Here is a 14,747-nt window from a genome sequence, read left to right as displayed (position 1 = left end):
CAGGGAGGTTTCATTTGTTTTTAAGGAGGGAGGGTGGTCAGTTAACTGAGCGCTTGGTCTGGAAGGGGGGAGGATTTTGACTGAAAATGAAGGCCGGGCGATATCCAATCCCTTCACCTCCTAAAAAGAAGCAGCCGACATCGGCTGCTTCTTTCCATTATGACAGTGCCTTTTCCGGCTTGATCGGATGCAATCGTCCGTCTTCATCCCGGAATACGATGTGCTCACGGCCGAATTTTGTCGGTGTATCGATCCCTGCGGCAGCGGCCAGGTTGTACAGGCCTTCGCGGAGGGAGATGATGTAGTTGCAGACGCGAAATGATTTTTCTTCGACGATCAGTGCCCGCTGCAGCTTCTTGTCGGTGGTGGCAACGCCGACGGGACAGTTGTTCGTGTGGCATACTTGAGCTTGGATGCAGCCAACGGAGAACATCAGTCCACGGGCGATGTTGACAAAGTCTGCACCGAGGGCGAGTGCAAAGGCAATCTTGTCGGGTGTTAACAATTTTCCGGAAGCGAAGATCTTCACTTTATCCCGGACGCCGTGTTTCACCAGGGTGTCGTGAAGGAAGGGAAGGGCGGATTTGATCGGGACCCCGGCAGAAGCCGCCAGTTCCTGATACGATGCGCCTGTTCCTCCTTCTCCTCCGTCCACCGTGATGAAGTCGGGATGTTTCCCTGACGTGGCCATATAGGAAGCGAGGCTTTCGATATCATCCGTGTTCCCGACGACCAGTTTGATTCCGACGGGTTTGCCGCCGACTTCCCGGAGTTGATCAATGAAATCCAGCATCTGTTCATTGTTGCTGAATTCCTTGAACCGGTTCGGGCTGTCGATGGATTTCCAAGGCTCCACGTTACGGATGTTGGCGATTTCCTGTGTCACTTTTTTTCCGTCAACGTGGCCGCCGCGGGTCTTGGCACCTTGGGCAAGTTTCAATTCGAAGGCCTTCACTTCTTTGAGTTCACTCTTTTTCTTGAATTCTTCCCATGAAAATTCACCTTCCTTCGTTCTGACGCCGAATAAGCCCGGGCCGATCTGACAGATGATGTCGACTCCGCCTTTCAGGTGATGCTTGGACAACCCGCCTTCACCTGTGTTCATCCATGCCCCGGAAGCAAGGTTCAACCCGGTTGAAAGAGCCGTGATGGCCTGCTCACCGAGGGAGCCGTAGCTCATGGCGGATTGACCGACGAGTCCTTTCACTGTAAAAGGATGCCTGCACGTATGTTCACCGATGACCTGGGCATCTTCGTCTTTCAGGAGAAAGGGGTCTGCTTCAGATTCTTCGCGGTGTTCCCTCCGGCTGAGAAGATTGTCTTTATCAAGTTTGTAGATTTTGGTTTTGACTTTTTGTGAGTTATCGATGCGGAGTTCGTCCCGTTGGACTGGGAAAAGGGTGTTTCGTATGTAGTAGCCTTCCTTTTCGAAGTCCCGCTCGGATCCAAAGCCGAGCATCCGGGATTTGTATTTACCCGCCATGACGGTATTCGTGTATTCAAGTCTCGAGAAGGGTTTTCCTTCGTTGTCATTATGAAAGAGGTATTGTCTCAGTTCAGGACCGATCTTCTCGAGGATGTACCTCATTTTTCCGAGAACCGGAAAGTTCCTCAATACCGCATGCTCCTTTTGTTTTTCATCGGTCATCCATAAATAAAGAATAAGGCCAGCTGGGATAAGCAGTGCGAGTACGATGATGATAAGGAGAATCCACTGAATGATGGATATGCTGTTCATATTCATTCCTCCAATAGGGAAAAGGAGCCCTTTTACAGGCTCACTCTTTTGTTAAAATAGTCGTTTCATGGCTTTGCGTAACGGTGGCATCTCGGCTTCATGCTTCTTGAAGAACTTCTTCATAACATGCTTTGAATAACCGGCCGCCTGTTCGAAGTTGATCTTACCGGGTAGCGGTGGCTGATCTTCGATGACACAATCGATGATGACCGGTTTATTGGATTTCGCTGCCATTTCAAAGGCAGGCTGAAGATCCTCATGTTTGATGACACGATATCCTTCCCCTCCACATGCTTTGGCGAACTGGGCGAAATCAATGTCCTGAAGATCTGTTTCATATTCCAGGTGGCCGATGGATTCCTGTTCATACTTGATCATGCCGATTTTACTGTTGTTCATGACGACGACGATGATCGGCAGTTTGTATTTGACCGCCGTGACGAAATCATGCATCACCATGGTGAACCCGCCGTCTCCGCATACGGCGATCGACTGGCGCTCAGGCTCTGCCAGGCCGCTTGCAATCGCCCCTGGAAGTCCGCAACCCATGGTCGCCATCCAGCTGGAAATAATCATTCTCTGATTGGTCATCTTGAAGTGTCTGGCGGTCCAGACGGTCACATTGCCGACATCGACGGACAGGATCGCATCGTCGTCTGCAATCTTCTGGAGCGCAGCAATGACCTGGGGAGCCTTCATGGGCATCGTCGCTTCAACTTCGTCTTTTTCAACATGCTTCCACCAGTTTTTCATATTATTCTGGCATTCTTCCAAAAAGGATCGGTCCTCTTTGACGGGAAGCTGTTGATTCCATTGTTTCAACACAAGGTTCGAATCTCCGACGATCCCGACGGTAACGGGATATCTTTTTCCGATTTGTGCCGGATCCGCATCGATCTGAACGGCAGGCGTATCATCGGGAAGGAAGTCACGGTAAGGGAACGACGTACCGATCATAATGAGAAGATCTGCTTCCTCCATGGCTTCGTATGCAGGTTTCGTCCCGATTTGACCGAGCTGTCCGAGATTATGGGGATGCTTGTCAGGGAATATTCCTTTGGCCGGAAGCGTAAAGATGACCGGAGCCGCGATTTTTTCGGCGAAGGCCTCAAGTTCACGGGCGGCATGCCTGGATCCCGTTCCTGCAAGAATGACCGGACGCTGCGCTTTATGTACATATTCCATTCCGGTTTTCATATCTTGTTCAAGGGGAGCGGCGATGGTCGCAGCCGGGATACTGGACGTATCTTTGATGGAGTCCTTGATTTTTTGCCCGGGGATATCGTCCGGGATGATCAGAACGGACACCCCTTTTTTGGCATAAGCGGTCCTGATTGCCTGATTCATGAGATCGGGAAGTGATTCAGGTGACGATACCCGTTCACAGTATACGGAAACGTCAGCAAATACCCGGTCCAGATGAACTTCCTGGAAGGAGTCCATTCCAAGCTCTTCCGTCGCGACCTGTCCGGCCAAAACCAATACGGGTGCCCCGTCGGCCTTCGCGTCATACAGTCCATTTAACAGGTGGATGGCCCCGGGTCCGCCAATGGATAAACATACCCCGATGTTTCCCGTGAGTTTCGCATACGACGAGGCGGCAAGTGCCCCGACTTCCTCATGTCTGACCTGGATGAACTCAATTTCCTCTTTTTCACTTCGCAATACGTCGACAAAGTGATTGATGGAATCACCGGGAAGACCGAATACATGCTTGATCTTCCATTGTTCCATGATGTCGGCAGCTGCCTGCCCTGCGAGTTTATGTCCCATAATTGAACCTCCTTTTAGTGTATGGTGATTTTTTACCACTGATGGTGATTTGTTAAACGTGGGGGGGAGGGAGTGGTTGCGGAGTTTGTCGATAGATGTAGAATGGTCGATAACTTTCCATGAGCCTTCTCTGAACGCAAAAAAAAAGCAACCGATATACGATCAGTTGCTTTCTCCTAACTCTACTTCCACTCCGAAATGGTCCGATACGACAGGTTTATTACCATCATTGAAGATGACCCGGGATGAAGCGACATCTATTTTTGTACTGGAGAGGATAAGGTCGAGCCGTAAATCGACTGTATTCTCATCCCAACCGGCAATGTTTCCACGGACGGTGATGCCGCTGTCCCGTTCAACGGCTTCACCGAATGTATCCAGGAGTCCTTTGGAAAGGAGATAATCATACCCTTCATCACGAATCAGGGCATTGTTATTGAAATCGCCCATCAGGAAATAGGGGGATTCCGGGGTGACCTGTTCCATTAAGGAGTCTACCTGGTACTTGAATGGTTCTTCATCGTCCGTCCACCAGCCGAGGTGGCAGGAGTAGAAGGTGAGGGGATTTCCATGATAAGAAATGGTGGCCCCAACAATCTTACGGGTTTTCCAATAGGATTGATCATGGCTTTTCGAAATGAAGAAGCGATGTTCCTCCACGACGTGGTGCTTCGTCAAAATGGCGACGCCTTCTTCATAGACGTCGTAGCCGATATGAGAACAGTCCCATACGAGTGTGTAATCGGTCACGCCTCGCTTCACCAGTTCTTCAAGGAGGACAAGGGCATAATTGTCTTTTTTGACCAAGCCATGGACGATTTCGCTTTCAATCAGCTGACTGACTTCCTGAAGGGCGATGACATCGTAGGATTTCTCCGCGATGTCATCGGCTAGAATCGAGATCTTGTCGAGCTGGTTGTCTTCCTGCCATGAGTGACAATTCAGCGTCAGTAATTTCATGGCTTACGCTCCCAGCAGGTCTTGAATGTCTGACTTGATGACGTCTGCTTTCGGACCGTAAATGGCCTGGACGCCTTTATCTTTCAGGATGAGGCCGAGTGCACCGTTTTTCTTCCATTCCTGTTCCGTGCCGACAAGGCTTGTGTCTTTTACCGTTACACGAAGACGGGTCATGCAGGCATCGACGTCCACGATGTTGTCACTGCCGCCAAGCATGGCAACGACTTTCGGCGCGATGGAATCCGCACTGACCGACCCTCCGCCTGTAGAAGCTTCATCTTCAATATAGTTTCCATTACGACCCGGTGTCGGGAAGTTGAACTTTTTGATCAGGAAGTTGGCAACGGCAAAGTTCAGACCAAAGAATACCAGGCAGGCAATGACAAAGTTTATAAGATCTACCCACAGACCAGCTTTGATGATCATCGGTACACGGGTGAGAAGCTCGATGGATCCGAACGAGTGAACGCGGATGTGAACGATATCCACAATCGCGAAAGCAAGTCCCGTCATGATTGCGTACACCACATAGAGAAGCGGGGCAGCGAACATGAACATGAATTCGATCGGCTCTGTAACACCTGTTAAAAATACAGCTAAACCAGCTGAGAGGAACATGGATTTATATTTTTTCTTCTTATCTTTATCCACATTGCGGTACATGGCGTACGCGATACCGATCAGGGCAGCTGTGGATAAAATCATTTGACCGACTTTGAAACGGGCAGGCGTGACATCATTTAATAGTTGTTTGTAGCCTGCCGTGTCCCCTGCAGCCAGGAAGTTGTTCAAGTCGGCAATCCAAGCAAGCCATAATGGATCTTGTCCCGCAACCGTCGATCCTGCGCTGGAACCTGTCAAAATCGTATATGTTCCGCCAAGTTCCGTGTAGTTGATCGGAACCGTCAGCATATGATGCAGACCGAATGGCAGTAACAGACGCTCCAATGCACCGAATACGAATGGCGCAATGATCGGCGCTGTGTTACGTGATGTGGCGATCCACTGACCGAAGTCATTAAGTAAGCCTTGAATGAATGGCCATACAATCGACATGATGATGGCGATGATGACCGATCCGCCGATCACGACGAAGGGTACGAAACGTTTTCCGTTAAAGAAGGAAAGGGCATCAGGCAATTTGCTGTAGTTGTAATACTTGTTGAAAAGGTTGGCTCCAAGGAAACCGGAAATGATTCCGACGAACACACCCATGTTCAGGGCAGGTGCACCAAGGACCGATATGAAATAATCTGAAACGACCAGCGTTTGTCCGAACAGGGAAGAGACCGTTGCTTCGGGATCACCAAGCATATCCCCGCTCACTCCGAAAATCGCTCCTGTAATCCGGTTGATCAGGATGAAGGCAATCAGGGCAGCGAAGGCCCCCCCTGCACGTTCTTTCGCCCATGAGCCCCCGATGGCTACGGCGAAGAGGATGTGAAGATTCGTAATGACTCCCCAACCAATATCCTCCATTACTCTTGCAATCGTTTGCACTAATGTGATGTCTCCACCCATCATAGCAATCAACTTACCGAGGGAAATCATGATCCCTGCAGCTGGCATAACAGCCACGACCACAAGCAATGCTTTCCCGAACTTCTGCCAAAAATCAAATGACAATACATTCTTCATAAACCCGTTTCCTCCTTTAATATCAATCTATTGAACTATATTTCTTACATTGGATGACATGTGTGCGTTTACATTTCAGCTTAAAATGAAATGCGTGTCGCTGTGTCTTCATGATATGGTGCTATGTACATGAAAATGAGTGCGGAATAGATGCAACCGTTTGCACTAGCTAAACACATTTTATGATATCCCTTTCAAGAAAGCAATAACAAAATAGTATTTTAGTAAAATATTAATGGTGAGAGGGACGGACCTTGGCAGGGGAGGTTTGGCGGCGGTACCGGGGAAATAAGAGGTAGTTATTAAGTAGTGGGTAGGAGGTTGTGGATAGTGTTCGATGATGACGGAGGTTATTCACATGTGGATAAAAGCTGGAGTCTTCATACAAAAAAGAGCACCCTGCCAAGGCTGGATGCTCTCCATTATTATTATTTCAGTAAACGTAATCCATTTAAAATAACCAATATCGTACTTCCTTCATGTCCGATGACTCCATAGGGGAGGTCAAGGATCTGCAGGAAGTTGGAGGCGATCAACAGCATGATGACGGCGATGGAGAAAACGACATTCTGTTGGACGATGCGCTTCATTTTTTTCGATAGTTTGATGGCTTCGGCGATCCGTGTCAGGTCGTTTTTCATCAGTACGACATCGGCTGTCTCGAGGGCGACGTCGGTTCCTTCTCCCATGGCAATTCCGACGTTGGCTGTTGCGAGGGCCGGTGCGTCATTGATTCCGTCTCCGACCATACCGACCGTACCGAATTGATCTTTCAATTTTTTCAGTTCGTCTACTTTCGTTTCCGGCAGGCATTCGGCAATGAAGGAAGCGACGCCCGCTTCTTCTGCAATGGCATGGGCCGTTTTTTCATTGTCGCCTGTCAGCATAATCGTCTGGACGCCTTCTTTTTCCAGAAGTTTCAGTGCTTCGATGGTTTCATTCCGGACAACGTCCTTCAGCGCGATCAATGCGACGATTTCATTTTCTTTTGCCACAAAAACGGTCGTCTTTCCTTCAGAGGCGATTCTTCCGTATGCTCCGTTCATAAACCTTTCTGCCAACAGTTTATCCACAAAGTCGGCTTTCCCGATTTTCCACTCGGACCCGTCTACAAGGGCTTTGACTCCCCAGCCGGATACATCCTCCAGGGAATCAGGCTGGAATAGTTGTACGTCGAACTCGCGGGTTGCGTGACCGACGATGGCCTGTGCGAGTGGATGGTTCGACTGATTCTCTATGGAAGCAACTGCGCTTATCACGTCACGTTCATTCATCGTATCAGCAATCAGGATATCCGTCACGACGGGTTTCCCTTTCGTCAACGTCCCTGTTTTATCAAAGGCAATCGCTTTTATGGTACTCAAGTTCTCAAGGTGGGCGCCGCCTTTAAAGAGGATCCCGTGACGGGCACCGTTTGAGATGGCCGAAAGACTGGCCGGCATGATGGCTGCAACCAGGGCACACGGTGAAGCGACTACCAGGAGGACCATGGCCCGGTAGAACGTTTCCGTCCAGCTCCATCCGAGGATGAAGTGAGGGAGGAACATCATCAGGAACACGACGGCGAGGACGACTTTTACATAGGTTCCCTCGAAGCGTTCGATGAACTGCTGGGAAGGGGATTTCTCGCTTTGCGCCGATTGCACCAGGTCGATGATTTTTTGGAAAAGGGTTTCGCTGCTCGGTTTGGTCATTTCCACCGTGATGGCACCGTTGATGTTGACGGTCCCGGCGAACACTTCATCCCTCTGCCCCTTAGTCACAGGGACGGCTTCACCGGAAATCGCTGCTTCATCGATGGAGGTGGTTCCTTTTACGACCACACCGTCCGTCGGTACCCGTTCACCAGGTTTGATCAGGATATGATCACCGATTTCGAGGCTTGATACATTGACTTTCTTTTCGCCTGAGCCTGTGACAAGCCATGCTTCTTCAGGTTGGAGCTGCATGAGGGCGGAGATTTCCTTCTGACTTTTGTTCATTGTATACGTTTCAAGAGCTCCGCTGACGGCGAAGATGAAGATCAGGATCGCCCCTTCCGTCCAGTAACCGATGATGGCGGATCCGACGGCAGCAAAAATCATCAGCATCTCAACATTCAATTCTTTGTTTTCGATGGTTTCCTCGATTCCTTCTTTTGCTTTCGCAAAACCGCCGATGGCAAAGGCAAGGAGGTAGAAGATGATGCTCATGCTTGAGTCATCATGAGATGTCAGCCATCCGAGTAATATGAACACACCGCTGATGAGGGCAGCGATCAATTCGGCATGGGGTTTTATTTTTTCAAGGAAGTGCATGTTATCTTTCGGTGACCCCATGGATAGTGCTTTGGATTGTGAGCTCATAGGTATTCCTCCTTTTAAGTAAATGAAAATGGGGGATTCTCATTGAGAATAATAATCAACGTCATTACCCCTATAAAACGACGAAAGCTGCCACCAGTGAAAGGTGACAGCAAAACGGCACGTGCTCTTAGCTGAAAATATATGAAGTTTGTAATTTGTAATAATTATAATCTAATCCTACCACATGTATATGAGGATGGGAAGGATTTTGTGCTAGTTATTCTGGGTTATTTCTCCACGCTTGTTCTGCAGGGAGAAGAGAAGCAGACTGACAAAAATCATCAGCATCATGCTGGCAATCAAATAGAAGAAGCTCGAGCCTTTGAACCAGTCGATGGTGATACCGCCGATGAATGGACCGATCATGCTGCCGAAGCTGAAAAAGATCCCGCACATGATGTTTCCGGCAGGCAGCAGCTCTTTCGGTAGGAGATCCGTCATATAACTGATGCCGAGTGAAAATGTCGATCCGACAGCCATGCCGGCTAACGTGAAGCAAATGAACAGTCCGACGGTGGACTCAGAAACGATACCGGCAGCCGAGAAACAGAGGAATCCGATCATCATGACGATAAGGAGGACATGTTGTCTTCCAAATTTATCGCTCAGAATACCGAGGGGCACCTGTGAGATGATGCTCCCCACTGCAAACGCAGGAAGGAGGATGGCCACGGCTTCAATGGAAAGACCGTTTCGCAGGGCGAATACAGGGAAGTTTCCATTTAATGACGCTTCCAGGAAGCCATATCCGAGAGGCGGCAGCAAGGCGACCCAGGCATATTGAAGAACCTTCCCGAACCGATGGAAGGATCCGAGGAACGAGGCGCTGCCGATGTTTTGCTGTTCGGGAAATTCATTTTGCAAGCGAAAGACGAACATCCATACCGTCAGGCTCAATAAGGAAGAAATGATGAACGGTAAGGCTTGATGGATCGTGATGAGCTGCGTCATCATCGGGCCGACGGCGAATCCGATCCCAAAGGAAACCCCGTAAATGGAAATGTTGCGTCCCCGGCGTTCTTTTGGCGAAAATGACGTGATCCACGTCTGGGTCGCAAAGTGGAGCATGTGATCACCGATTCCGATCAGAAGACGGAGGGCGAACCAGAACCAGAAGGATTTCCAGAACGGGAACAGTAAGAGCGAAACGGCGACGATGATTCCCCCGATGATGATCATCGGTTTATAGCCGATTTTCTGAAGTGGTCGTTCCATTAATGGTGAGGCGAGCAGGATTCCGATGTAGAGGGCCGTTGCGTTCAACCCGTTTAGGGAAGAGGACAGTCCATCCTGTTCGAAAATGATGGCGATGAGGGGAAGGAGCATTCCCTGTGAGAAACCGGAAATGGCGACGATCCCGACCAGTACCTTGAAACGGAAGGCTAATGTTTGATTCATTTTGACAAAACTCCCAATCGTAGTAAATATCTTCTTTGATGGTACCCTCAATTTCAATGTTTGGCAATACGGTGGGAATAGAGTAAAATCAAAACATCTACTAGCATATGAAGGAAGGGATGATGAAGAAATGGAATATAACATGCAAGAAGGCGGATTTTACAGTGATTTAGGGTTTGGGAAGCTGGAGGTATCGGGTAACGAAGAGTATGGTTTCCGCCCATTTCAATTACTGGTATCATCTGTTGCCGTATGCAGCGGGGGCGTACTGCGCAAAGTACTGGAAAAAATGCGCATCCAGTTCGACGACATCCACATCAAAGCCGACGTCACCCGCAACGAAGACGAAGCCAACCGCATCAAAGCCATCTCCCTCCACTTTACGATTCGAGGGACGGACCTTGATGAAGCCAAGATCGAGAAAGCCATGAAGCTCACACGTAAGAACTGCTCCATGGTGCAATCGGTGCAGGACAGCATCAAGATTGAAGAAACGTTTGAGTTGGTGGGATAAAGAATCGTGAGGGACGGACCTCGGAACGTTTTCGATTTGTTGGAGGTCCGTTAAAAGAGGGACGGACCTCTAAATGGAAAGAACGCGTGCATGCGTCTGGCCATTTGAAGGTCCGTCCCTCAAGAAGTCCCTACAGCTCCTGGGGTTCGCTGCCGGGTTTAGGGTAGTAGAGGATGGTTTTGGGAGTGAGTTTGAGGAGCAGGTATTCGGGATCATCGGGGCTTGCGATCCAGTGTTTGAGCTCCTCTTTCCAGAATTTTGCTTTCAGTTCCGGTGAGTCTTCGACGGAAGCCTCAGCTTCGATTTCTACATAATGTTCATGATCGGAATCGCGGTCATATCCGAGGAGGATGTGCACATGAGGGTTCTGTGCAATGTCTTCTGCCTTGTGGGCATGTTCGTTTGTTGCCGTATACAGAGTAAGATCGTCGTGATCGAACATCATAAACCGTGAGTACGGTTTGTTGTCACGGATGGTGGCAAGGGTGCCGATTTTATGATGGGAAAACAGTTCTGTTATTTTATCTTTTAAGGTTTGTGCCATGGATATTCCTCCTAATAGGGTTCTATCTATAATGTGTCTAAACAGGCTTGTTTTAACCAAATTTCTTGAAAAAGGATGGATCATAAACGTGAATAAAGTATTTACGCTGCTTGTATTTGCAGGGGTCCCGGTTTCGGTGATCGGTACTCTGCTTCATTGGCCAAGTGTCATTATGTTCGTCATTTATTGCGTCACGATCATTGCCCTGGCGGCGTTTATGGGAAGGGCGACGGAAAGCTTGGCCGTCGTGTCGGGTCCCCGCATCGGTGGACTGTTAAACGCGACTTTCGGGAATGCCGTAGAATTGATCATTTCTATTTTCGCCTTGAAAGCAGGATTGATCGGGGTTGTATTGGCTTCCCTTACCGGGTCCGTCCTTGGGAATCTCCTCCTGGTGGCAGGATTGTCCTTCTTTGTCGGAGGCGTGAAGTTCAAGCGTCAAAAGTTCAATGTGTTCGATGCCCGCCATAACTCAGGGCTCCTCATGTTCGCCATTATCGTGGCCTTCGTCATTCCTGAAGTGTTCTCCATGGATATGAATGAAGGGAGGACGATGAGCCTTTCCATCGGGATATCGATCATTTTGATCCTCCTTTATCTCTTTGCCCTGTTCTTCAAACTCGTGACGCACCGCGGTGTGTATCAGAGTGAAAACAGCGAAGCAGCTCACGGTCATGATGAGGAACCGGAATGGACCAAGGGGAAAGCGTTACTCATCCTCGCTCTTTCCACTGTTGCGGTTGCCTATGTATCGGAACGCCTTGTCCATACGTTTGAAGAAGTTGGGGAAGCTTTCGGTTGGAGTGAGCTCTTCATCGGGGTCATCATTGTAGCGATCGTAGGGAATGCGGCGGAGCACGCTTCAGCAGTAATCATGGCTTATAAAAACAAGATGGATGTCGCCGTTGAAATCGCCGTCGGTTCCACCCTCCAGGTAGCCATGTTCGTGGCACCGGTGCTCGTGCTGATTTCATTATTTTTTGAAAAAAGCATGTCACTCGTGTTTACGTTACCGGAACTTGTGGCAATGGTGTCAGCGGTCCTCCTCACAGTGATCATTTCCAATGATGGGGAAACGAATTGGTTTGAAGGATTGACCCTGCTTGCCGCTTACTTCATCATGGGGATCGGATTTTATTTATTATAGTTGTTACGGTAAGACCCGGCAGACTTTCTGCCGGGTCTTTTTTGCGGGAAAATCAATTCCGTGAGAACAGCCTACTCATTCTTGAATAAGATAACAGGAGAGTTTTTGTGCAAAGGAATGAGTAGCATGAGAAAAAAGAAAAAACCGATGAACGGTAAAGTCATTGATTGTAAAATCGATTTACCTCCGAGAGGATGTCCAGGGATTTTTCCTTTCGAAGGATGCACGAATCCAACCATTCAACTGGATGATATCGGGATCATCAGCTGTGAAGGCATCATCAGCGGAAGGGTCCTGTGTGATTATCAGCCCCTGCAAGGTGTGACGGTCACGCTTAGCTCCTCGTTTCCGGGTCTCGTCTTTGAGGATCATACACCGGTCACTGACAGCACGGGCCGGTTCTCGACAAGGGTGACCGTGCCCCTCGGGACACCGATTACCCCGAATGTCCAGATAACAGCAACGGCAGTGGTGATCGGAAAGACCATCAGTGATACGATTTTTGTCAGGGTGGATTGCATCCTTTGTAAAAATCCAGTGCTGACACTCGAGCCGATTCCTTGTCCGGTCGGCTGCAAAGGAACTCAGATCAGAGGAAGACTCTTTTGTGACGGCCAGGCAATCGGGAATGCAGCCATATCATTTATCATTGAATCCGCCTCCAATCGTGTCGTCATCTCTCCGAATCCCGCGATTACACAGAGCGACGGGAGATACACGGCGACACTGGTTCCGTTTCCTGATGTGGATGAAACGATCCGCATTACGGCTGTGACGAAAATCGGCGGATTAAAGGTCGTTTCGATAACGAGGGAGGTGGCTGTGCGATGTGTGAAATGTAAGAATCCGGAGATCAAGCTGAACAAGTTGAAGAAAATCGACTGCCGCTCAACCATTTCAGGGAAAGTCACCTGTGATGGAGTTCCACAAGCGAATGTACCGGTCACATTGACAGGCTCATCACTCCTGATGTTCCAGACACCGAATCCCGTCACGGATGAGAACGGAAGATTTTCATCGGTCGTCACCGTGAAAAAAGGGACACCGTTTCAAACCGTTTCCTATACAGCGACAGCCGTGATTGATGGGAAGACCATCAGTGCCACGGATACCGTCATAGCAGGATGCAAAAAGTGCCGTAATCCTAAGTTGACCCTTGAAGTCCCATGTGAGACCGTCACATGTCATGGAACGAAATTGACGGGAAGGCTGACATGCGACGGGGCACCTATAAAGAATGCCAGGATTTCGTTTACGGTCACGGCTTCTGAGCCCGATGCAGTAGAGATCGATCCGAATCCGGCATTTACCGATGAAGAAGGAAGATATGTCACCGAGCTCTGCCCACGACTCGGAGTCCATGAAACGATTATGATTAAAGCAACGGCAACCGTCTATGGGGAGCAGGTCGTCGCGTCCCGGGAGGTCACCATCGATTGTCGATGCATGCATCCAAAGATTCATATCAAAGAGAACAAAAAGCTGAATTGTAAGGGGATCATTTCAGGCTGTCTTTCCTGTGAAGGATTTCCATTGGCGAATAAAGAGGTTTCATTTTCAAGTCCAGTGCTGACCTTTAAGCCTTCTGTTGTTACTACTGATGAGAACGGGGAATTTTCAACCCTTGCCTTCGTTCCTCCGAATACCCCATTCAGGGAGGTGCCATTTACGGCGACGGCTGTGGTAGATGGAAAAGCGGTATCGGAAATGGTGTTCGTCTACGCAGGATGTCTCAAATGCGAAAAGCCAAAGCTGACTTTATGCGTACCGGATTGTGTAGAATGCGAAGGAGCAGCGATTACCGGGAAATTCACCTGTAATGGAAGGCCTGTCGCCAATGTGGGGATCGAGCTGAACGTCACCCCGGAAGTTGCTAGCATCACCCCCGATAAAATCAAAACGAATGCAAAAGGGGAATATGAAGCAGTGCTTACCCCGGATTCACATGTATCCGGAAAAGCTGTGGTCCAGGCAACTGCCTTGATCGAGGGTAAGGAAATAATCGTTGAGGAGAAAATCATCAACATTCACTGCACATGCCCTCATCCAAAGGACGACCGGGATGAAATGGAACCAATCGACTGCTGTGAAGAAAGTAGCGACGATGGTGAGTGTGACAGCGGTGCCCGGGATGACGGTGAAGGTGAATGGATGCGTCCGCTCCCTGAAAAAAAAGCCCATGAAAATACAAATAGTGACTTCACAGTGACTTCAAGTGAAGAAGATGAAAGTATTCCTGCACAACCTGAAAAAGTCTCTATCGAATCCAAGGATCTCGTGAATCCGGCTGTCACCCTGGAGGTTCCGGTGATTGTAAGCTGCAGGGGAGGCTGCCTCACGGGGAAAGTACAGTGTGAAGATATGAAACAGATCGAAGTATACTTTGAAGTATTGGAAGAACATTTGAAAAGCATCATCAAACCGAATCCTGCGATCCCGGATGAAGACGGGAATTATTCAGCAGACATCACCCCAAAACACGGAATGACCGATTGCATCACGATCAGGGCATTCATCTTTTGGAAAGGGAAGAGGATCGTTTCCCACCCGGGTTGCACGATTCTTGCATGTTCTTCGAAAAAAATGGATGACGATTAAAAAAGCCATGGAATCTTAGGAGATTCCATGGCTTTTTTTAGGGAATGCAGGAATGATCGGAAACGCCGATTTGCTTTGTAGGAGAAGCTCGG

Annotated in this window: 10 protein-coding genes; 3 read left to right on the top strand and 7 right to left on the bottom strand. The window is 49.0% G+C overall.

Annotation, left to right across the window (positions count from 1 at the left end; genetic code table 11):
* Positions 1-157: 157 nt before the first annotated feature.
* The 6 genes from ATG71_RS01385 to ATG71_RS01360 all read right to left on the bottom strand — a co-directional run bounded on the left by ATG71_RS01385 (position 158) and on the right by ATG71_RS01360 (position 9,852).
* Positions 158-1,738 (bottom strand): FMN-binding glutamate synthase family protein, encoded by a 1,581-nt coding sequence (locus tag ATG71_RS01385; RefSeq protein WP_098438028.1) that lies wholly within the window; start codon positions 1,736-1,738, stop codon positions 158-160.
* 51 nt (positions 1,739-1,789) lie between these two features.
* Positions 1,790-3,511 (bottom strand): pyruvate oxidase, encoded by a 1,722-nt coding sequence (locus ATG71_RS01380; RefSeq protein WP_098438026.1) that lies wholly within the window; start codon positions 3,509-3,511, stop codon positions 1,790-1,792.
* A 162-nt stretch (positions 3,512-3,673) separates the two neighbouring features.
* On the bottom strand, positions 3,674-4,471 hold the full coding sequence (locus ATG71_RS01375; protein WP_098438023.1) for an endonuclease/exonuclease/phosphatase family protein: 798 nt from the start codon (positions 4,469-4,471) through the stop codon (positions 3,674-3,676).
* Positions 4,472-4,474: 3 nt separating this feature from the next.
* Positions 4,475-6,109 carry a PTS transporter subunit IIBC gene (locus ATG71_RS01370; protein WP_098438020.1) on the bottom strand — a complete coding sequence of 545 codons (1,635 nt, stop codon included), beginning with the start codon at positions 6,107-6,109 and terminating at the stop codon, positions 4,475-4,477.
* 428 nt (positions 6,110-6,537) lie between these two features.
* On the bottom strand, positions 6,538-8,454 hold the full coding sequence (locus ATG71_RS01365; protein WP_098438018.1) for a heavy metal translocating P-type ATPase: 1,917 nt from the start codon (positions 8,452-8,454) through the stop codon (positions 6,538-6,540).
* Between the two features lie 213 nt (positions 8,455-8,667).
* Entirely contained in the window at positions 8,668-9,852 is a 1,185-nt protein-coding gene (locus ATG71_RS01360; RefSeq protein WP_098438015.1) for an MFS transporter, read from the bottom strand.
* 130 nt (positions 9,853-9,982) lie between these two features.
* Here ATG71_RS01360 and ATG71_RS01355 point away from each other — a divergent pair, with 130 nt between their 5' ends.
* The gene (locus ATG71_RS01355) at positions 9,983-10,366 is read left to right on the top strand and encodes an OsmC family protein (RefSeq protein ID WP_098441686.1); all 384 of its coding nucleotides are present in this window, start codon (positions 9,983-9,985) and stop codon (positions 10,364-10,366) included.
* Between the two features lie 130 nt (positions 10,367-10,496).
* Here the strand turns inward: ATG71_RS01355 and ATG71_RS01350 are convergent, their stop codons facing one another.
* Positions 10,497-10,910 (bottom strand): pyridoxamine 5'-phosphate oxidase family protein, encoded by a 414-nt coding sequence (locus ATG71_RS01350; protein WP_098438013.1) that lies wholly within the window; start codon positions 10,908-10,910, stop codon positions 10,497-10,499.
* Positions 10,911-10,998: 88 nt separating this feature from the next.
* Between ATG71_RS01350 and cax the strand changes: the two genes are divergently transcribed.
* A complete protein-coding gene (cax, locus tag ATG71_RS01345; RefSeq protein WP_286162882.1) occupies positions 10,999-12,057 on the top strand; it encodes a calcium/proton exchanger in 1,059 nt (352 codons plus the stop codon).
* A 126-nt stretch (positions 12,058-12,183) separates the two neighbouring features.
* Positions 12,184-14,655 (top strand): hypothetical protein, encoded by a 2,472-nt coding sequence (locus ATG71_RS01340; protein WP_098438008.1) that lies wholly within the window; start codon positions 12,184-12,186, stop codon positions 14,653-14,655.
* The last annotated feature ends 92 nt before the right edge of the window (positions 14,656-14,747 follow it).

This window comes from Bacillus sp. es.034 (assembly GCF_002563655.1).
GTDB lineage: Bacteria > Bacillota > Bacilli > Bacillales > Bacillaceae_B > Rossellomorea.
This window is presented reverse-complemented; position numbering and strand designations above follow the sequence as displayed.